Source organism: Peribacillus sp. P4_D6, assembly GCF_056401795.1.
In genome coordinates, this window is sequence record NZ_JBFUIQ010000023.1 from 51,787 (window position 1) to 71,244 (window position 19,458).

The 19,458-nt window shown below is 40.0% G+C and carries 18 protein-coding genes; 9 read left to right on the forward strand and 9 right to left on the reverse strand.

Going from position 1 to position 19,458, the window contains the following annotated elements; translation table 11 throughout:
• The first annotated feature begins 9 nt into the window (after positions 1-9).
• Entirely contained in the window at positions 10-741 is a 732-nt protein-coding gene (locus tag AC1DVB_RS10275; protein ID WP_057278681.1) for a thioesterase II family protein, read from the forward strand.
• Here the strand turns inward: AC1DVB_RS10275 and AC1DVB_RS10280 are convergent.
• Both AC1DVB_RS10280 and AC1DVB_RS10285 read right to left on the reverse strand, forming a co-directional pair.
• Complete coding sequence (locus AC1DVB_RS10280; RefSeq protein WP_477589160.1) at positions 738-989, reverse strand: hypothetical protein; 252 nt, start codon at positions 987-989, stop codon at positions 738-740. The two genes, AC1DVB_RS10275 and AC1DVB_RS10280, sit on opposite strands and share 4 nt — an antisense overlap.
• 78 nt (positions 990-1,067) lie before the next feature.
• The gene (locus tag AC1DVB_RS10285) at positions 1,068-2,456 is read right to left on the reverse strand and encodes a hypothetical protein (RefSeq protein WP_057278682.1); all 1,389 of its coding nucleotides are present in this window, start codon (positions 2,454-2,456) and stop codon (positions 1,068-1,070) included.
• Positions 2,457-3,307: 851 nt separating this feature from the next.
• Here AC1DVB_RS10285 and AC1DVB_RS10290 point away from each other — a divergent pair.
• From AC1DVB_RS10290 to AC1DVB_RS10320, 7 genes are all read left to right on the forward strand, one after another.
• On the forward strand, positions 3,308-4,273 hold the full coding sequence (locus tag AC1DVB_RS10290) for a hypothetical protein (RefSeq protein WP_328118834.1): 966 nt from the start codon (positions 3,308-3,310) through the stop codon (positions 4,271-4,273).
• A gap of 117 nt (positions 4,274-4,390) precedes the next feature.
• Complete coding sequence (locus AC1DVB_RS10295; RefSeq protein ID WP_095678629.1) at positions 4,391-4,633, forward strand: hypothetical protein; 243 nt, start codon at positions 4,391-4,393, stop codon at positions 4,631-4,633.
• Between the two features lie 672 nt (positions 4,634-5,305).
• Positions 5,306-6,370, forward strand: a complete 1,065-nt coding sequence (locus AC1DVB_RS10300; protein ID WP_477589163.1) for a C45 family autoproteolytic acyltransferase/hydolase — start codon at positions 5,306-5,308, stop codon at positions 6,368-6,370.
• Between the two features lie 201 nt (positions 6,371-6,571).
• Entirely contained in the window at positions 6,572-6,862 is a 291-nt protein-coding gene (locus AC1DVB_RS10305) for a DUF3817 domain-containing protein (protein WP_034305497.1), read from the forward strand.
• Between the two features lie 138 nt (positions 6,863-7,000).
• On the forward strand, positions 7,001-7,768 hold the full coding sequence (locus tag AC1DVB_RS10310) for an ABC transporter ATP-binding protein (RefSeq protein WP_057278685.1): 768 nt from the start codon (positions 7,001-7,003) through the stop codon (positions 7,766-7,768).
• Positions 7,755-9,674 (forward strand): ABC transporter permease, encoded by a 1,920-nt coding sequence (locus AC1DVB_RS10315; protein WP_095678627.1) that lies wholly within the window; start codon positions 7,755-7,757, stop codon positions 9,672-9,674. The genes AC1DVB_RS10310 and AC1DVB_RS10315 overlap by 14 nt, the downstream gene beginning before the upstream one ends.
• Before the next feature lie 5 nt (positions 9,675-9,679).
• Positions 9,680-10,033, forward strand: coding sequence for a YxeA family protein (locus tag AC1DVB_RS10320; protein ID WP_063577369.1), 354 nt, complete (start codon positions 9,680-9,682; stop codon positions 10,031-10,033).
• A gap of 55 nt (positions 10,034-10,088) precedes the next feature.
• Here AC1DVB_RS10320 and AC1DVB_RS10325 read toward each other — a convergent pair whose 3' ends face one another.
• Together AC1DVB_RS10325 and AC1DVB_RS10330 are read right to left on the reverse strand one after the other, a co-directional pair.
• Entirely contained in the window at positions 10,089-11,477 is a 1,389-nt protein-coding gene (locus tag AC1DVB_RS10325; RefSeq protein WP_095678626.1) for a sensor histidine kinase, read from the reverse strand.
• Complete coding sequence (locus AC1DVB_RS10330) at positions 11,474-12,184, reverse strand: response regulator transcription factor (RefSeq protein ID WP_095678625.1); 711 nt, start codon at positions 12,182-12,184, stop codon at positions 11,474-11,476. The genes AC1DVB_RS10325 and AC1DVB_RS10330 overlap by 4 nt, the downstream gene beginning before the upstream one ends.
• Positions 12,185-12,535: 351 nt before the next feature.
• Here AC1DVB_RS10330 and AC1DVB_RS10335 point away from each other — a divergent pair, with 351 nt between their 5' ends.
• Positions 12,536-13,711 (forward strand): MFS transporter, encoded by a 1,176-nt coding sequence (locus AC1DVB_RS10335; RefSeq protein ID WP_477589167.1) that lies wholly within the window; start codon positions 12,536-12,538, stop codon positions 13,709-13,711.
• A 74-nt stretch (positions 13,712-13,785) separates the two neighbouring features.
• On the opposite strand, the gene AC1DVB_RS10340 is transcribed toward AC1DVB_RS10335, so the two are convergent.
• From AC1DVB_RS10340 to AC1DVB_RS10360, 5 genes are all read right to left on the reverse strand, one after another.
• The gene (locus AC1DVB_RS10340) at positions 13,786-14,523 is read right to left on the reverse strand and encodes an amino acid ABC transporter ATP-binding protein (RefSeq protein WP_063577365.1); all 738 of its coding nucleotides are present in this window, start codon (positions 14,521-14,523) and stop codon (positions 13,786-13,788) included.
• Between the two features lie 29 nt (positions 14,524-14,552).
• Positions 14,553-15,257 carry an amino acid ABC transporter permease gene (locus tag AC1DVB_RS10345; RefSeq protein ID WP_057278692.1) on the reverse strand — a complete coding sequence of 235 codons (705 nt, stop codon included), beginning with the start codon at positions 15,255-15,257 and terminating at the stop codon, positions 14,553-14,555.
• Positions 15,241-16,065: an amino acid ABC transporter substrate-binding protein gene (locus AC1DVB_RS10350; protein WP_095678624.1), complete on the reverse strand. Its 825-nt coding sequence runs from the start codon at positions 16,063-16,065 to the stop codon at positions 15,241-15,243. The genes AC1DVB_RS10345 and AC1DVB_RS10350 overlap by 17 nt, the downstream gene beginning before the upstream one ends.
• 280 nt (positions 16,066-16,345) lie before the next feature.
• Entirely contained in the window at positions 16,346-17,920 is a 1,575-nt protein-coding gene (locus AC1DVB_RS10355; protein WP_328098114.1) for an S-layer protein, read from the reverse strand.
• Positions 17,921-18,167: 247 nt separating this feature from the next.
• Complete coding sequence (locus tag AC1DVB_RS10360; RefSeq protein ID WP_057278694.1) at positions 18,168-18,752, reverse strand: YjgB family protein; 585 nt, start codon at positions 18,750-18,752, stop codon at positions 18,168-18,170.
• Positions 18,753-19,458: the final 706 nt, after the last annotated feature.

A 19,458-nucleotide genomic window follows, 5' to 3' on the forward strand; every position in this document is an offset into this window, starting at 1 on the left:
AGAAGGGGGATGGAAGGACTGAAGAAAACACTTTTTTGTTTCCCTTATGCTGGGGGAAGTGCATCTTTTTATAGAGAATGGAAATTTGATGATGATGTGATAGAGGTAATCCCGCTGGAATACCCTGGACATGGCAGTAAATATAGTGAACCATTATGTGAACATATGACGGATTTAACGGATATATTATTGAAGGAAATGGAAACGAAACATCAAATGAATTCACTGGAAAACATCTCTTTGTTTGGACATAGCATGGGTGCGATCGTAGCCTATGAAATTGCGGCAAAATTAGAAGAGAGAGATGATAATAAAGTTGAACATTTATTCATTTCAAGTAAGTCATCCCCAGAATATAAAGTAGATCAAATAGATTGTTCAAATACAAAACATTTAAAACAATCGCTTGAAAAAATCGGGGGAACAAACAAGGAACTCCTGGAAACGGAAGATTTCATGAATATATTCCTTCCGATAATCCAGTCGGACTTGAATGTATTAGCCAACTACCACCATGAAAAAAAACGCGAGAAAAAGGTGGGAAACAAAGCCGTTTTGCTATTGGGATCGAATGATACCGTGACGAAGGAAAGTATCGAAAGCTGGAATGAATACATTGAACATATTGAAGGCTTGCATATATTAAAGGGTGATCATTTCTATATAAAGCAAAACCAGGATATCGTTTTAAAAATCATTCAAGAGTATGTACTCAATAGTCGTTGTGGAGTCTTGATTTAAGAGAGCGGACTGACCAAAACTTGCTCTAATGTAAGCATCCGTTTGGATACCAATGAAACCCAATCTTCATCTAAAAAGGACTGAATTATTTCAGTCCTTTTTACTGTAGACAAATTTAAAAAGCTCCAGTTGCTTTCAGAAATCCACTCCCATACGGCCGACTGTCTGCTAAGCTTCCTCGACGGAAGCGCCTGTGGGGTCCCGGCTAGCCAGTTATTCGGCAGGAATGTGCTAATTTCTTCAATCAATGATGGGTCCATCCTTATAAAAAAGTAAAAAACAATCGAACCTCCTTTTAGGAGTCCACACAAATCGGCGCAATTCGATTAAATGAGAAACATTGCTACTATTGTAGTCACTGCTAAACCAATGGTTACCGGAATCAGATTCCGGCGGGCAAGTTCAAAGGGACTGACATTACATATGGCAGCTGCCGGAATCAGTGCCCATGGAATGAGGGTACCTCCGCCAACCCAAATCGCTGTTATTTGCCCGAGTGCAGTCAAGGTGGCGGTTCCTCCTCCGATTGCCGTGCCAAAGAGTTTAGCGACAGATCCCGCTAAAGAAATGCCTGAGAAGCCCGATCCATCCAAGCCGGTGATGGCACCGATGCCGGTTAATGTGACGGCGGCTATTTCTTTCGTTAAAGGAACGGAGGCCGCCAATGCGGCACCGAGGTCATTGACGATGCCGAGGGATGTTTTCGGTAAGTAGTCACCGATGATCTGATTGAATCCAGAATCACCTAAATAGAAGAACGCGGCGATCGGAATGACGGGTCCGAATACTTTGAAGCCAAATTGAAAACCCTGGATCAAATAGGCCGTTGATTTTTCAAGCCCTTGCTGCTTATGTGCGACAAGGGATAAAATCAGCAAAATGAAAACCGCTGTCCCGCCAACCAACGCGGTGGCATCTCCGCCTTGCAACTTCAAAATCGACAATGCCACAACATCCAACAGAAAGGCGATCGGAATGAAGACGGCAAAAAACTTCTTTTGTCCCAGTGTAAGCAGATTTTCACTGATTGTTTGATCTTGGACAAATCCCTCATTATCCGCCTTGATTCTTCCAAGCTTCATATCCCGCTTTAAAAGGATAAAGGCGGAGAGGGTAGTGACGACCCCCATCGTAATGACAAGGGGGATGCTCGCAGCAATGACATCACCGACTGGTATCGAAGCCGCATCACCGGTTAGTTTAGGAGCAGCCTGAATGATGAAATCCCCTGATAATGCGATTCCGTGACCAAAAAGGTTCATCGCCATCGCCACGCCGAGTGCAGGTAAGCCAGCCCGTAAGGCAACTGGGAGCAGGACTGCACCAAGTAAGGCAACGGCAGGTGATGGCCAGAAAAACCAGGATATCACCATCATGACGATTCCAATTACCCAAAAGGCGAGTGTAGGGTTCTTAATGAATTTCGCAAATGGTGCAATCATGACATCATTAATGCCCGACTTCGTCAAAACCGTACTCATGGCAACGATGATGGAAATGATTAATATCGTGGACATTAATTCCGTGATTGCGAAAATGAAGCTGTTGAATATCCCGCTTATGGAAGAGGCTAAACTGCCTGTAGCCACTAAAGCCAAAAGGAAAATACCAATTATGCAGATGAGGGTAGTATCACGACGTTTTACCATAAACCCGATTATCAATGCAATAAATACAACATAAATCCAATGGAGTGCCGTTAATTCCATCTCCATGATTCGTCCCCCTCATAAATGTGCCTAGTTACAGATTATGAAGGAGGTACGGGGTGGTGAGTTGTTTCATAAATTTAAAGGCTTATCTTATTTACAACTTATGTTGTAAATAACGAGTTTAAGAGGAGATTACATGGTTAGGTATTTATTTGGTTTATTATGTGTGGTGGCAACTTAGTCTCTCCACATCTGATTAACTTCAATTCCTTGTCTGTTTGCTTTATGAATTAAAGGATTAATTTGTATCCAAGGATGTTATTTCACTAAAATTAACCATTGGTAAAATTTAATTTTATTTACTTATATAGTAAAATATTAAACGGAGGGGAGGCTATTATATTGAAGTTGAAAAGGTCATTATTACAGCATGAGGTTTATCAATACTAGGTTCTGCTACGGGGGCAAGTGTAGCTGAAACTGAAGGTCTGGTAAATTCACAAGAAACATCATTTACTCAAGAACCAGATGGTACAGGTAGTACCATCCTAGCAAAGAATAAAGTTCTTATGAGTTTAAGTACATACAACCCAATTTTATCGACTAATTATGCAGTCGCTAAATCATCTTCTGATAAGATATAGGACTATATTTACGCACGAGCTAAAACCTTTAATGGTGATGGTTCTTTATTCAAACTAAATCGGCAAGTTCTACAAAGACGGACTATATTGGAGTTAAAACATTGAACGATTAAATATACTTCAGGAATGATTTTGCTATTGGGACTCATACTTTTAAAGGGTATAAAACTGTTAATGGTCAAACAAAGGCCTATTGGTAATTGGTAGTAGAAAAATAATGAAGAGATATGCTCATTGCATATCTCTTTTAATTAGGGGAAGATTGGTTTTATGAAAAAATACTACATAGCTGCATTATCTGTCTTGATATTGCTTGGGGTTTTTTACTGGTTTTATGCTTCATCTCCACCTAAAGAATTAAGATTAAGCACGTCTAATAATGATGATATTGAAAAAGAAAGCAAAGAAACGAATGCGGCTGAGTATGGTTCGGTTGGGTATGGTTTGAAAGATTTGAATGGTAAACTTATCGATGAAGGAAGTGCACTTAATAGTAAAAACAATGAAGTGACAGTTATTGCCTCAGTAGACAATGACATTGATGAGTACAGAAAGTATGCTTTACTTATTTTTGAAGATTATAAACAAGTAAATTTCAAAGCTGAAAATAAGGGGCAGGAAGTAAATAAATTTTTCTTTGATGCGAAACCTAACACCTCCAGAAACTTCAAAATTTCTGTTCCCATTCGTTCCGATTCCAGTGAATTGACTTTTGTAATCGTTCAAAAGCCAGAGTATAAATTGAAGGAGCTCGACCTAAATAGGGCAGGGATTTTAGAACAAGTTTTAAGTATGCGGTATTCCATCAACAAAGCTGACAGCGGGAAAGATGCAAAAAAAGTAAAGCAAGTAAAACCTGATGCTATTGTAAAGGATGGATTCAATGAAAATATATCTATCACAAATAGTCAGGAAAAGTTGCAATCAATTATGACTGAAAAAGAAGGCAAGGAACTTAAGTTCTCTGCCGGAAATGAGACAAATGCTGAGATCAGATATGCAATAATAGCTTTAAAAGATTGGGAACAAGTTGCAGTTAGAGATAACACAGACGTCTTATATACCACTGTTCCACCAGAAACTAGACATCTTTTTGATTTTAATCTACCCGACGTTGAAGGAGAAAATAATTTCCAACTCATCGCCTTCCCATTTCCTTATGAAGTAAATGCTGATAATTATGAGAGTCAACAAACTTTTGGTTCCTTTAGAGTTGTTATTCAAGATAGAGAATAAGATTATCCACAGAGTCGATAGAATTGGAAAATTAAAGTAAAAAGGAAATTATTCAATGCGCACGAAAACAATTATCCACCTTGTATAGCATCATTCATTAACAAAGAAGAATTTAGTATGGATAAAACAGTTAAATATACTGGATTAGTAGTCGTATACACATATACCGATGCGTATGTACAAGTTGCTACTAAAACTAAAACTGGTACATTTAATAATACGCATTTTAAGGAGTGGAAGACATTGCACAGTATTAATATAGTAAATGGTATAATTGATATCATTATTCTTGTTGTAGTGGTATTTATTATTGTGAAGATCGTAAAAACAGTCAGTAGAAAATTAAAGAAGAAAAAGTAGATTGAAAGGTGAACTGAGAAGTTCGCCTTTTTTATTTATACGTTTTCAATAGTCTGAGCCCTTACTCATCTAGAGTAGGGGCTAAATTATAACAAATTAAATAAATTTAGTTTATTCCGTAAGTAAAAAGTTTGTTGTGAGGAATTGACTATCAGTGTACAGCAATACTCAGATGGTTTAAACAGGGTGGGGAGATATCCCCCAATTGTATAAGTGGGGCATCATTTTTATATTTTTTCATTTGGATTTTTAATATATTGTATTAATGATGACAGTAATATATAAATGGCAACGATACTAACTATTATATGTACATGTATAAATTCTCTTGTTGGATAGTAATTGTCAAAATTAGAAAAAGACCAAAATAAAAGGCTAATTGATAAAAGTATTGTTCCAATGAGTACCTTCAAAGTAAGCCCCTCCTTTATTTCAAAAATTTATATTATAACTAATATAGCACGAAAAAACCGCTTGTTTTCCTAATTTATGAAGATGCTTTTTATCTGTTACACTGCCTTTATTCGTGTCTCCATCAATAGTAAGATAACGGCAAAATACTTCCTTGATATCTCAACTAATGACATGATTCCAGGCTTATCTTCTTTATTTTCAACAATAGTTCAAGTATCCTTAATTTGAATAGCTACTACTGTAAATGAGGGATAAGCCGTGAAGCAAATATATAGTGATGTCATACAATTTCGGGGTACACATTATAAGTTTGGATACATGCAAGGGGAGGAATTAAAAGATTCACTAACGGTAAAGAACCGTGAAGATCAATGGAAGATCAGGCAGCCGAGGTTTACAGTTGAAGAAGAAGAGGTCAAGAGAGCCATTACACAATTCGCCCCTGGAGTTTGGGAAGAATTACTGGGGTTGCAAGAAGCGTTGAAATGGCCAATGGACCGCGTACTGCAAGAGTTCGGTGGATACCGATTGGATTATGTCCGGTCGGGCTGTTCGATCATGACAGGCAATGATTATCTCATTCGCAATTATGATTACCACCCGAAGACTTATGAAGGACGCTATGTCTTATTCCAGCCAACCGATCAAGGGTATTCAAGTATCGGCCCTAGTCAGCGAGGGACTGGCCGGATGGATGGAATGAACGAAAAAGGGTTGGTGATAGGCTATAACTTCATGAATCGCAAGAACCCTGGTGATGGTTTCATCTGCTGCATGATTGGCAGACTGATTGTTGAATCTTGTGCGGACGTTCAGGAAGCGGTGGCGATGTTGAAGGAAATCCCGCATCGTCATTCTTTCACTTACGTCGTCTATGATAAAAGCGGAAGTACCTATATTGTGGAAACCTCCCCAAGAAATGTAGAGGTGCGCACGTCAAATGCCTGTACCAATCACTTTGAAATCATGAAAAATGAAAACCGTAACCATCTTATCGATTCGAAACGCCGATTGGAGATCATCCAAGATCATGAAGGGAAACTTTCTTCAGCCTACGATGCTTATCGGTTGTTTAATGATACCAATCAAGGTGTCTTCTCGGATTTATATAGCAGCTGGGCGGGAACGATTCATACATCCGCTTATTTACCTAAAGAGATGAAAGCTTGGATTGCCTTGGGAGGGAACCAAGAGCCGACTTCCATAGATTTTGCAAAATGGCTCGAAGGGGAAGATGTTGATTTAAGACAAATCAAAGGTGTAATTGATACGGATATTCCCTTCGTGCACATGGATGAGGGAGCCAATTGGTTTCGGAATTGAACATCTTTAAGTAAAATTTCACCTACTTTGTTAAGGGCCCAATCCTTTGATTGGGCTTCTTTTGTTGTTCTACTTTTAGGAAAACCTGGTACTATTTATTAGTGGGTATCACCGTAATATTATATGATAGAGTAACGGGCTTTGGATTGGGACAGGAAGCTGGATTTGTATGCCATACTTGTACAATAAGGGGATGAGAGAATGTTTTCGACAGCTATTGGATGGTTTCGGTTTATTACAATAATTGAGGGAATCTCATATGTTTTATTGCTTGCCATTGGTATGCCCATTAAGTACATATTGGATATTGGGGAAGCAACACTCATTTTAGGCAGCATCCATGGTTTCCTGTTTGTCGTGTTTGGGCTTTTATTACTTTATGTGAGCATCATATCAAAATGGTCCTTTTTAAAAATGGCGATGATTTTCATCGTTTCATTCATTCCATTTGGTAATTTTGTTATCGACCGCAGGCTTCTGAAGCAAAGTTAAATACTTTTACTTTAACGTCTTCCATAAGTGGAAGGCGTTTTTTTGATGGATTTAAGCTTGCTGTAAGGTTGGCACAAAGATGCTGTAAGAATGAGCATGTAAGATAAATGTATCAACAATACTGAAGAGGTGAAACAAATGGAACCATTATTAAAAGTGGAAAATATAAAAAAAACATATGGTAAATCAAGCGCTGCCTATACGGCGTTGGAAAATATATCTTTTGACATTCATGCAGGGGAGTTTGTAGGAATCATGGGACCTTCTGGAGCGGGGAAATCGACATTGCTCAATATGTTGGCAACTATCGACTCGCCGACTGAGGGGAAAATTTATATGAATGATACGAGCATTCACGATATGAAAGGGGCGGACTTAACGGATTTCAGACGTGAAAATCTGGGTTTCATCTTCCAGGACTACAATTTGCTAGACTCATTGACTGTGAAGGAAAATATATTATTGCCACTGGCGATTGCGAAAATTCCAGCGAAAGAAATTACTGCATTGGTGAATCGTATTGCTAAAGTATTTGGGATTGAAGATTTATTAGCTAAATATCCATACCAAATCTCCGGTGGGCAAAAGCAAAGAACAGCTGCAGCCAGAGCGCTTGTGACAGAGCCGGCATTGATCCTGGCAGATGAGCCAACAGGTGCACTTGATTCAAAATCTGCAACAGGTCTGCTGGAAAGCTTAAGTGAACTAAATGAAAATAATAATTCCACCATCATGTTGGTGACACATGATGCATATGCCGCAAGCTTCTGCCGGCGGATCATTTTCATCAAGGATGGTACACTTTCAACAGAAATTTATCGTCGTGGCCAATCACGTAAAGCTTTCTTCCAAGAAATCATGGATGTCCTTGCAACAATTGGAGGTGAGGTAGATGACGTTATTTAGTCTGGCGAGAAAAAATATTGCCCGGAACCTTTCCCAATATTTTTTATATATCGCATCCATGGTATTTAGCATTATCATCTACTTCACATTTGTAACATTGAAATATAGTGATGCAGTTGCAGAACAAACGGCTTCATCACAGAAATTAGGTTCATTAATGAGTGGTGCGGCCGTCATCCTGATTTTTTTCGTTGCCATTTTTATTGCCTATTCCAATTCATTTTTCATGAAAAAGCGTAAAAAAGAAGTGGCATTATATGCATTGCTTGGCGTACGTAATCGCCAGATTGGCTTTATGCTCTTCTTTGAAAATCTATTGCTAGGCTTGGTTTCATTAGTTGTAGGGATTTTACTTGGATTTCTATGTTCAAAAGGGTTCATGACGATATTGATCTATTTAATGGGCTATGATGTCATCGCACCTTTTACATTTTCAGGATCTGCAGCTTTGAACACCTCTATCGTATTTCTTATTATTTTCTTGGTGACATCATTCCAGGGCTATCGTTTAATTTACCAATTTAAACTAATTGATCTTTTCCATGCATCGAAAAAGGGGGAAGCGGCTCCGAACCCATCTATGATTGTAGCCTTTCTGGGAATTTTCCTGATTGTCATCGGATATTGGTTGGCGATGCAAGATCTTTTTACTTCTAAAGTGTGGGAAAAGATTGGATTTTTGATGACGGCACTCATTATTTTGACAACTGTTATTGCCGGTACATTTTTATTGTTTCATAGCGTCACAGGCTTTGTGTTAGCCGTGATCAAGAAAAATGAAAAATGGCTATGGAAAGGCCTGCATCTGATGACGGTCTCGCAATTGCTTTATCGCATTCGGGGGAATGCAAGGACATTGACCGTAATTGCGGTGTTAAGTGCTACAACGGTAACGGCTGGAGGTGCGGTCTATGGTCTTTATTACAACGCGAATGACCAAGTTATGACCGTTGATCCGAATACCTTCATGTATCAGCAAACGGATGTAAAAAGCGATCATCAAGTCACCGCCATATTGCCAGATACAAAGTATGATGAAAATGTTGAAGCACTATCTATCACATTTAATACGAAAGAACTTAGCGAGGAATCAGCATTCGATAACTCGGATAAAAGGATTTACACGGTAATCGATGAAAGAACATATAACAAATTGGCAGATGTACAAGGTAAGGAAGCATTGCATGTGAATCATGGCAAAGCAGTCATTTTAGATATTGGATATGACAAAAGATTCTCACCTGAATACAGGGACAAGACGATAAGGACAGAAGACAACACGGCGATAACATTCCAAAGCTTTAAAACACAAACGGTTTTAAATGCCAAAACAGCAGGCATTGCAGTGGTTGTATCGAATGATCAATTTAAATCATTGCAAAAAGAAGGGGAAGCCCTGAACTATCGTGCTATCGGTGTTGATCAAGCCTCCGTGGATTTATCTGAAAAAATATCAAAACAAATACCTGAAGAAGCTCTATTTTCCAGTGCGCCTCAAGATTTTCAAGCAAGCATTGAAAGTGTAGGATCATTGCTCTTTATCGGCAGTTTTCTTGGTCTGGTTTTTTTAGCGGCAACAGGCAGTATCATTTACTTTAAAGTTCTAACGGAAGCTGAGGAAGATAAATCACAATACAATATGCTTCATAAAATGGGCGTTAACGCAAAAGAAATGCGGAAATCCATTGCATCCCAAGTGTTTGTAATCTTTTTCGTCCCGCTGGCAGTCGGGCTATTGCACAGTGCGGTTGCGTTAAAAGCCTTCTCGGGGTTATTGATGATGAATCTGGCAAAACCTGTATTAATCTGGATGATCGCTTATACGATTATTTACGGTCTGTATTATATCTTAACGGTAGCTTCTTATAATCGTATTATCACACAAAATAATAAAACAGAGGGATGATCTAAATGAAGAAATTTTTTATGGTAGTTGGCATATTGTTCATACTTGGAGCGGCAGGAGTATTCGCGCTTACTAAAATTGACTTTAATCGCATGAATGCCGATAATTATTATTTGCAAATTACAGAGGATGGGGTGCAGCATGAAACCAAACTGGATGATGGTACAGTGATGACTTCCTATTCTTATAAACTTGACGCCAAAAATGCAGATGGTGAAACGATACCGCTTGAATTCACGGCACAAAAAAATCTTCGAAAAGATGCTTACTTAAAGATGTACGTGAAAAATGGTGATGAAGTTTCGTCATATGATGAAGTGAAATTTGAGGATATTCCAAAAAAGGCACAACCAAAATAAATAGGAAAGAAGGGCTGTCTGTTATGGACAGCCCTTTCTCTGTAGCAAAAATAAATTATATAAGTATCGTGATGGTTGTTCCCTTATTTTCAATGCTAGTCAAATCCAGTTTACCTTTATGAGCCAGGATAATGTCCCTTGCAATGGCCATTCCTAAGCCGGTCCCATGTTTACTGGCAGTATTCGTACCTCGATAGTAGCGTTCAAAAACCTGATCCAAATCTTTGGAGGGAATACCGCGGCCATTATCGGCAATGGTAATCTGGGTATGATGTTCTGATTGTAGATGAATATCATCAATTTGTATTTTCACGACGACATTTTCATCATTATGTACGAGCGCATTGTAGATAAAGTTAAAAATTGCCCGTTTCAGTAAATTTTTATCGACTTTATGCATTGCTTTATCCACATTTGCCTCAAATTCGACCTGTCGATCACCAAATTGTGAATCATTTAAGAGCTCTATCGTCATTTCTCTTATAAACCCAACGATATCTACATCTTCAAATTGCAAGGGAAGTCGTTGGTTGCGTAAACGCATCGTTAAATTGAGATCATCCAACAGATTTTTCATATATACGGACTGTCTATTAATAATGGATGTAAACTCATACAATTCTTGTGGTGTTAATTCAGTGGCATTGTCTTTCATCAATTCTGTATAACCATGGATGGATGCAAGTGGTGTCTTCATGTCATGAGAAACATTGCTAATCCATTCCTCACGCATTTGGTCGAGTTGATCACGTTCTTTTTCATACTGATCTAACTTTACCGATAGTTCATTCATATTGTGAAATACATCTTCATAGACGCCTTTTGGTATACTCATCTTTTTAAAACGTCTTTCACGAAGCTGCTGAATTCCCTCAATTAAAGTGTTAAGTGGTGTCGTTAATCTTTTACCAAATAATAGTCCAATGACTAGGGCAATAATGATATCCACCGTTAAAAACAGTAAAAGTATGATGTTGAAGTACTTTAAAATGTGAACATAATTATAGGACAGTACATATCGGCCTATTCCTCGATCTTTAACCCCTACAAAATAGCTGAAATCACGAGCTTCGCCGGCAAAAACAGTCGTCTCTGCATCAATTTCTTTATACTTATACATTTGGACGATTTCAACTGGAGAATATACGGTTTGCAATTTTTGAGGTGTGTAATAGGCTGCTACTTGTTCACCCTTATCATTCAAAAATTGTATCCAGGCGTTCGTGTTCCGCAGTTTTTCCAGTCCTTCTTCATTTACCTTTGGTTTGTCATCTATTAGTTCAACATATTGTGAAAAAGATCGGCTAAAGTTCTCCGCAGATTCCTCTTCCGTGTCGAAATGAACAAAGAGTAAGCATAAAAGTAAAATTGTATTTACGATTCCTACGATTACGACAATTGTCACAACGGATCCTAAAAAGCGCCGTGTCAATTTCCACTTCATCTTGTTTCACCCTTGGTCTGTAATTTGTAACCAAGCCCTTTAACGGTTATTAGAAAAGATGGCTTTGAAGGATCTGCTTCGATTTTTTCGCGTAAACGGCGAATATGGACCATCACTGTATTATCAGAGCCAAAGAAATCATCGCCCCACACATGTTCAAACAAAGTTTCCTTGCTCAAGATCTGATTCGGATGATGCATAAAACAGCTCATCAGACCGATTTCTTTAGCTGTCAGCTCAAGGGTTTTGCCATCCTTTTTCACTTCATTTTCATTTGAACTAAGCTCAAATGGACCAATTTGCAACCTTTTCGGTGAGGTTTTTTCCTCTGTATAGCCCGCCCGCCTAAGCTGCGCCTTTACTCGATAGGCAACTTCTTTCGGACTGAATGGTTTGGTAATATAATCATCCCCGCCAATCGCCAACCCCAAAAGCTTATCAATTTCCTCATCCTTTGCCGACAAAAATAAAATCGGCACATTCGACACTTCACGAATTTGCTTGCATAAGTCATAGCCTTCACCATCTGGCAGCATGATATCCAGCAAGACTAGTGATGGATCGAACTGCTGAAACTTTGCCCACCCATCCGCAATCGTCCCCGCCGTAATAATATTGGGGATACCTTCTTTATGTAAAACTGTCTCCATGAGACGTGCCAAATCTTCTTCATCGTCAATAATTAAAATCCACTGATCATTAGACATTCTTCTACCTCCCAAACATCAATCATACCCTACAGTATAGAGTACCCCTTAAGAAAAAATAAGGGGAGGAAAAGATTTTTAACGAACTCATGCCATTGATTTCACGAAACACAGTGAAAATAACGAAGTGCCATTACATGAGAAATGACTGTAGAGTTGAGGATATTTATGCCTGGTTCTTATTTATTTAAGGGAGTTTCCGAAAGAAGATCGTGCTTCATACTGATTTGGTAAAGGTTGTATGATAAACTGTTTAAAGAATTGCCAGGAAGATTATGCTAAGTAATGGGATTTTCGGAATTCGTTCCAATGTACGTAGCGAATGTGGAAGAATAAAAGGAGAAATATATAATGGAAACAAAAAAGGTGTTACCCGTACTTTTTTTAGTGATGTTTTTAGTCATGGTCGGATTTGGGATCATCATTCCCGTCATTCCGTTCCTTGCTGAAAAGGTTGGCGGCAGTCCTACAGAGCTAGGCCTTTTAATGGCTGTTTATTCACTGATGCAATTATTTTTTGCCCCGATATGGGGACGTATATCTGACCGGATAGGGCGTAAGCCTGTCATGATTATCGGGATTGCTGGACTGGCCCTTTCGTTTTTCATCCAGGCTTCGGCAGATTCCTTATGGGTATTATTTGCAGCCAGAATCATTGGCGGGATTTTATCATCGGCAAACATGCCAACCGCAATGGCTTATGTGGCTGACATCACGACGCCGGAAGATCGGGGAAAAGGGATGGGAATCATCGGGGCCGCCACAGGGCTTGGATTCATCTTTGGACCGGCGATTGGCGGGGTATTCTCAAAATCAAGTTTGAACTTGCCGTTTTACATTGCTGGAATATCCTCTTTGATTACTTTATTCTTAGTGATTGCGATACTGAAGGAATCACATACAGTAGAGAAGAGGGCCCAACAGTCAAAAAATAAAGAGTCCATGTGGAAAGCCTTTAGAGGGCCTCTTAAAACCATGTTCTTTTTGCAAATGATCGTCACCCTTTCAATGGCAGGACTAGAAACGACTTTCGCCTATTTTGCAGCCAAAAAGGCTGATATAAGTCTTGTACAATTAGGCTATATCTTTATGATCATGGGGTTTGGGAGTGCGATCGTTCAAGGTGGATTAGTGGGCAGGATGACAAAGAAATATGGGGAAGGCGCGGTCATTCGAATGGGAATCATCGTCTCGGCAGTCGGTTTCATTCTCATCTTGTTTTCTTCCGGTTTCTGGACATCGGCGGTCTTCCTGACGATTTTCGGAGTGGGTAATGGGTTCATCCGGCCTGCCATTTCAGCCCTGCTTACCAAAAGTTCCATGTCGGGCCATGGCAGTGTCACGGGATTGCTATCTTCCTTCGACTCGTTCGGCAGGATTGCCGGTCCTCCGATTGGCGGTTGGTTATTTTCGATTTCGATTGATTTACCATTTATATCGGGTGCCATCCTTTCCGTTTTTGCTTTGATTCTTATTCAGTTATACCATGCACGGACACAGACTAAACAGGTCCAAGCATCTCATTGATATAATGATGGGCAAAACCCCCCATTTCTAAAAATGGGGGGTTTTGCGAGCGGTGCTTGAATAGCACCATTTTTTTATTGAATCATATTGAGGAATTTTCGTGTGCGCGCTTCTTTAGGGTTTGTGAAAATCTGCTCGGGTGTTCCCCGCTCCATTATTTTTCCTTCATCCATGAAAATGACTTCATCGGCGACTTCGCGGGCGAAACGCATTTCATGGGTTACCACGATCATTGTCATGCCTTCATCTTTCGCCAGGTCTTTCATGACCTGCAGTACGTCTCCCACTAGTTCGGGATCCAAAGCGGAAGTGGGTTCATCGAATAGCATCACCTTAGGCTCCATGGCCAGGGCCCTTGCAATTCCGACCCGTTGCTGCTGACCGCCGGACAATTGAAACGGATAAAAATCGATTTTTTCACCTAAGCCCACCTTTGTAAGCAGGGCAGCCGCCGTTTCTTTCGCTTGATGTTTGGCTATGTTTTTTACAATGATGGGGCCTTCCATTACATTTTCCAAAGCTGTTTTGTGGGGGAAGAGGTTATAGCTTTGGAAAACCATCCCTGTCAAACTGCGAAAAGATGTAATCGAATTTTTTCTAACGGGTTTTTTGAAGTCCATTACCGTTTCATTGATTTCAATCGTCCCGTCCGTGGGCACCTCAAGGAGATTCAAACACCGAAGAAAGGTTGTTTTACCTGAACCGGAAGGACCGATCAATACAATGACTTTGCCTTGCTCCACTTCCAAATCGATGCCCTTTAATACTTCAAGGTCACCAAACGATTTATGAAGATTCTTAATGTTGATCATTTTAAAATCTCCTTTAACTACTGCGGTTCTTATTTTGCTACATAACGATTAAGTCTCTCCTCTAAACTTCCTTGAATGAAAGATAGAATCGTACACAAAATCCAATATAAAGCAGCTGCTTCCATGTAAAGTAGTAAAAATTCATAGTTTTTTGCAGCGATTTCTTGAGCTTTACGGAATAATTCCGTTACAAGAATGAGTGATGCAAGCGATGTATCTTTTAAAAGGCTAATGAACGTGTTGGATAATGGGGGAACGGATACCCGTGCTGCTTGCGGTAAAATGATGCGCTTTAACGCTTGGGTATATGTCATCCCGATTGAATAGCCTGCTTCCCATTGCCCTTTTGGTATCGATAAAATGGCTGCTCGTATAATTTCCGAAGCATATGCTCCTACATTTAAAGAGAATCCTATAATAGCCGAAATGAAAGGATCGATAGTTACACCTAAATTTGGAAGTCCATAGAAAATGATAAATAATTGCACAAGTAATGGTGTCCCGCGGATGATTGACACATATACACGCGCAATTATTTGAAGAATTCTCATGGAAGATAATCTAGCCAATGCTGTGAGTACAGCCAGAATAAGGCCGAGAACGAATGTGATCAATGTTAGTGGAATCGTATATTGAATAGCTCCCTCTATCATTGGATAGAGGGAGGTTTGAGCGATGGAAACAAGCTGGTTCATACGCTCGGGGTCGGTGAAAATATTACTTAGGAGAAACATCTTCACCAAACCATTTATCCGAGATTTTCGCGTACGTGCCGTCGTCTTTCATTGCTTTAAGTGCTTTGTTTACTTCTTCCACTAATTTGCCGCTGTCTTTTCTGAACATTAAACCACTTGCGACACCGCTTTCTTCCTCATCAGCCACTTTGATAGGTGCATCCGGATGTTGCTTTTTATAATCAAGGTAAGATAATTTGTCATTGATCGTCGCATCTACACGTTTAGAACCAATAAGCTGTACGGATTGTGAAAATCCTTCAATACCTGTAACTTCAGCACCATGTGATTTGGCTAGATCATTGTAGTTACTCGTTAAAGATTGTGCAGAGGTCTTACCTTTTAAATCATCGAAGGATTTAATATCCGAATTATCTTTGTGTACAAGCAATACGGCTCCTGATTGAATATATGGGTCAGAGAAATCATATTTCTTTTGACGGTCTTCATCGATGCCCACTTGGTTTGCGATCATATCAAATCGTTTTGCATCCAAGCCTGCAAACATGCCGTCCCATTGTGTTTCCTTGAATTCAGCTTTCACTCCAAGGCGTTTTGCCACTTCTTTAGCAATTTCAACATCAAACCCCGTAAGTTTATCTGAATCATCGTGGAATGTGAAAGGAGGATATGTACCTTCAGTTCCAACAGTTAATACGCCATCTTTTTTTACTTTATCATAAAGACTTTCTTGTGATGAAGATTTATTGTCGGTATCGTTTGCCTCATTTTTGGTATTGGTACCACAAGCGGTAACTACGACCGTGAAAGCTAACAATAGCGATAAAAGTGCAACCATTTTTTTCATTTGGGTAAACCTCCTAGTAATCTGATAGGGATTGATACTCTGTGATACTATACAAGAAAAGGAAAAAAGTCAATGAAAATAACTTATATCATTAGTGTTAATGAAACTTGGTGAATTATACGGTTTTTCATGCAAGGAAGTGAAATAAAACGAAAGGGAAGGGAAGTGTACATTAAAATTCTAAGGGGCAAAAAGCCCCTCTTCCGCTAATTGGGAGAGGGACTTTTTGAGGCCGTCCAGAACTATTGCAGTATTCTTTTTAACTTAGTGTTTACCATGATTATTTATCCTCTACGCTGACGAATATAGGGTTAGAATAAAACCAAAGGTCTTTATAGTTACGATTGTTTATTTCTGAAAAACGCGTTTCGTTATCCTCGATTTCAGTCTTTTTATCGATCAGCGGTTCACCGTCCATCGTTTCTCCAGAGACATTTCCCCCTAGATTCGTGCCGCGCAAACGGAAATATTGATCCTTATCGGCTTTGACTTTGTAAGTGATGGCATGAAAACCATCGCGATCGGTTTTCCAGTCTTTACTTGTAAAGCGCTTAACCACTTTTGTCGTATCATTGGTGGCTTTATTATAAGCAGGTGTTCCAGGCTCTGCTTTCCCGGTTACTTCACCGGAAATTAGATCCACGTGATCTACCTTGACGGGGTCCCCGTTATTGTTCTTTTCGGGGCTCTTAAATCGGACGGTGATCTTGACCATCTGTCCTTCCTTCACTTTAAGGTCCCCGCCCATATCCACCGTATTGTTTCCGTTTTTAGCTTGGAATTCAAGGGCATCGATCAAATCACCAAAAACGGAGAAGGATTTTCCGGATCGCATGCCATCAAGGACAGATTTTATTGATGAGCCATTTACCCATGTATAATTCTTGGAAAATTCTCCTGGCCAGTAACCGCTTGAGTATAGGCGGTTCTCACTGATTTCAAAATGGGAGTCCGAATTGGAAAAATTCCAGAACTTACGACCTTCCCCAAGTAGCGCATCCCATGAACCTCCTACCTTAGCAAGCATGTAATCGGAACCGCCATAGGTCCGGTTTTCCGGTGTTGTCAGATTAAAACCGCCTCTGTCCGGCTCCATCTGGTTACCTGGCATACCTTCAAATCCGAACATGACATCCGGGGCGATATTGTTGAAGTCGCGAAAATCAGATATGCTGTACACCCTCTTTCTTGATGGATGGTTCAATATGGCATAACTTGTATTCTTATAATTTTTTTCGAGCCATGCCAATGCCGTTCGGGCATCCTCGGATGTTTTATTGGCTCTTTGATCCTGTGACTTCCAAATGACTACATCCTTAGGATCAAACATCTTTTCATCCTGGTTGGTGAACAGATATTCGAACTGATTGCCAGCTTTCAGACTTTTGGGCGAGCCCGGCTGATCTCCCAAAATGCCTATGCCGACATGCTCGTATGTGGGCATGTCCCATTCGAAGCCTGAAAAGATGACTTTATTTTTAAACTTGCCATCTTTTTGCAATTGTTTTATTTTTGGGGCTTGATATTGAATGATTCCCTGAGACAGCGGTATCGGCCCTCCTGGAATCAAATTACCTTCATCATCCCTTGAAGACATCCTCAAGTGATCGGAAATTCCCATCCAATCCATGCCATAATTATCAAATGCGTTATTCAGCAAGCTTTCAAGGCTCTGTGATCCCTCGGCATCATCGGACTGAGTGGTATGGGCATGATATTCCCCCTTCATCCATCTGCCTCCTGGATTTGTCTGATTATCTTCTGCAACTTTTGCTGAAACCACGGCCGGAAGACCCTGAAAAAGGATGGCCAGGCTTAGAACCGATACTGTGAAAGCCCTGAACTTATTAATCATTTTACTGACACCCTCCATATATTGAAATAATATTGAACAAGCTAATTTTATTGTAAAAATATTAAGAATCCGTTTGGGGTAAGTATGGTTTATGTAAATGAAATGACCGTTTTACTTCTATTATCTGATTTTGGCAGTACACGGCTTTGAAGTTGAAAGGGAAAGAAGGGGAGGGGCTTGAAACAAAAAAGGTTGCAGAGATACTTTTCATTCTCTGCAACCTTCGACAACCATTTTATCGTACATTTTATTTAGCTTCGAGTAGATTGATATGATCTACAGTTTGATTTTCACCGACAATGAATTGCAGTTCATAATTCCCTGTCTTGTAAATGTAGTTGATTTCATTCGTACTGGAAATATGGCGTATTTCGTCAGCACTGCCGAGTTTATTTCCTAATACTTTAGGTGTGATGCTTCCTAGATTATGGTCCCGTTCCACATTTGTCCCGAAATATCGGATTTGTGAGATGGTCTTGTCAGCGTTATAGGCAAATGCAAAACCTGGATGCCCCATTTCTGCATGGTAATAGTCAAAAGTTTCATCTGTGTTACCTGGTTCTGGGGGAGAACCAAATGTCTCATATACTTCTTTTTGGGTGTTTTCATTAATTTTCAAACCCATGGCAGTATAAGGCATTTCTCCTGAAAAAGCTTTGTTGTAGATTTCATGTAAGGTGGTAAGAGCGTGATCCTTAGCTATGGCAGAAGAGGAATCCATTGTGGATGCAGCCTCAACAGGTTCTGTTGAAAACGATGCACCTGCCCCTAAAAGAGAACCGGTCAGAATAAAGGCGCTGACCATTCTGGCCGCCGGTTTTTTTGATAACATTTCTTATCCCTCCTATATCATTACCTTTCCACAATTTTCTTGCATGAAACATTTTCTTGATGATAATTGGATTGTTTGATTATGGTGGAGCATCATGAGATGTATAAGCTGCATCTGCGGCAACAGTTGATTTAAAGTAAACATATCAAGTTGATCTCTAGAATCATGCTTAGCAAGCATCCTCATCACCACAAGTTTAAATACTTCCATTTAAAACAATAAAGAGTGCCGGAAGCGGAAATCACCATCCAAATCGTACCAGCAAAAAAACTGCAGGCCATGCAGACCGGTCCCCGCAGCTTGTAGGCGGAAAACATATCTTTGATCAAATGATGTTCTCAAACCAACCTACAACTCCCGGGTATGGTTTCTAACTAAATGCTAATACAAAGTTGATTGGTGCGGAAGGTACGAGACTCCTGCGGGAAAAGCGTGTCTGGGGGAGACCCCGCAGGCTTAAGCCGAGGGCCGACCGCCCGCGGAAAGCGAGTGCCTGAAGCGGAAATCAACGTCCAAATCGTACCAGCAAAAAACTGCAGGCCATGCAGACCGGTCCCCGCAGCTTGTAGGCGGAAAACATATCTTTGATCAAATGATGTTCTCAAACCAACCTACAACTCCCGGGTATGGTTTCTAACTAAATGCTAATACAAAGTTGATTGGTGCGGAAGGTACGAGACTCCTGCGGGAAAAGCGTGTCTAGGGG

Excerpts from the sequence above, each read along its gene's own strand:
- AC1DVB_RS10275 (WP_057278681.1), top strand. The coding sequence starts at position 10 with ATGGAAGGACTGAAGAAAACACTTTTTTGTTTCCCTTATGCTGGGGGA.
- AC1DVB_RS10285 (WP_057278682.1), bottom strand. The coding sequence starts at position 2,456 with ATGGAGATGGAATTAACGGCACTCCATTGGATTTATGTTGTATTTATT.
- AC1DVB_RS10290 (WP_328118834.1), top strand. The coding sequence starts at position 3,308 with ATGAAAAAATACTACATAGCTGCATTATCTGTCTTGATATTGCTTGGG.
- AC1DVB_RS10295 (WP_095678629.1), top strand. The coding sequence starts at position 4,391 with ATGGATAAAACAGTTAAATATACTGGATTAGTAGTCGTATACACATAT.
- AC1DVB_RS10305 (WP_034305497.1), top strand. The coding sequence starts at position 6,572 with ATGTTTTCGACAGCTATTGGATGGTTTCGGTTTATTACAATAATTGAG.
- AC1DVB_RS10310 (WP_057278685.1), top strand. The coding sequence starts at position 7,001 with ATGGAACCATTATTAAAAGTGGAAAATATAAAAAAAACATATGGTAAA.
- AC1DVB_RS10315 (WP_095678627.1), top strand. The coding sequence starts at position 7,755 with ATGACGTTATTTAGTCTGGCGAGAAAAAATATTGCCCGGAACCTTTCC.
- AC1DVB_RS10320 (WP_063577369.1), top strand. The coding sequence starts at position 9,680 with ATGAAGAAATTTTTTATGGTAGTTGGCATATTGTTCATACTTGGAGCG.
- AC1DVB_RS10325 (WP_095678626.1), bottom strand. The coding sequence starts at position 11,477 with ATGAAGTGGAAATTGACACGGCGCTTTTTAGGATCCGTTGTGACAATT.
- AC1DVB_RS10330 (WP_095678625.1), bottom strand. The coding sequence starts at position 12,184 with ATGTCTAATGATCAGTGGATTTTAATTATTGACGATGAAGAAGATTTG.
- AC1DVB_RS10335 (WP_477589167.1), top strand. The coding sequence starts at position 12,536 with ATGGAAACAAAAAAGGTGTTACCCGTACTTTTTTTAGTGATGTTTTTA.
- AC1DVB_RS10340 (WP_063577365.1), bottom strand. The coding sequence starts at position 14,523 with ATGATCAACATTAAGAATCTTCATAAATCGTTTGGTGACCTTGAAGTA.
- AC1DVB_RS10345 (WP_057278692.1), bottom strand. The coding sequence starts at position 15,257 with ATGTTTCTCCTAAGTAATATTTTCACCGACCCCGAGCGTATGAACCAG.
- AC1DVB_RS10350 (WP_095678624.1), bottom strand. The coding sequence starts at position 16,065 with ATGAAAAAAATGGTTGCACTTTTATCGCTATTGTTAGCTTTCACGGTC.
- AC1DVB_RS10355 (WP_328098114.1), bottom strand. The coding sequence starts at position 17,920 with ATGATTAATAAGTTCAGGGCTTTCACAGTATCGGTTCTAAGCCTGGCC.
- AC1DVB_RS10360 (WP_057278694.1), bottom strand. The coding sequence starts at position 18,752 with ATGTTATCAAAAAAACCGGCGGCCAGAATGGTCAGCGCCTTTATTCTG.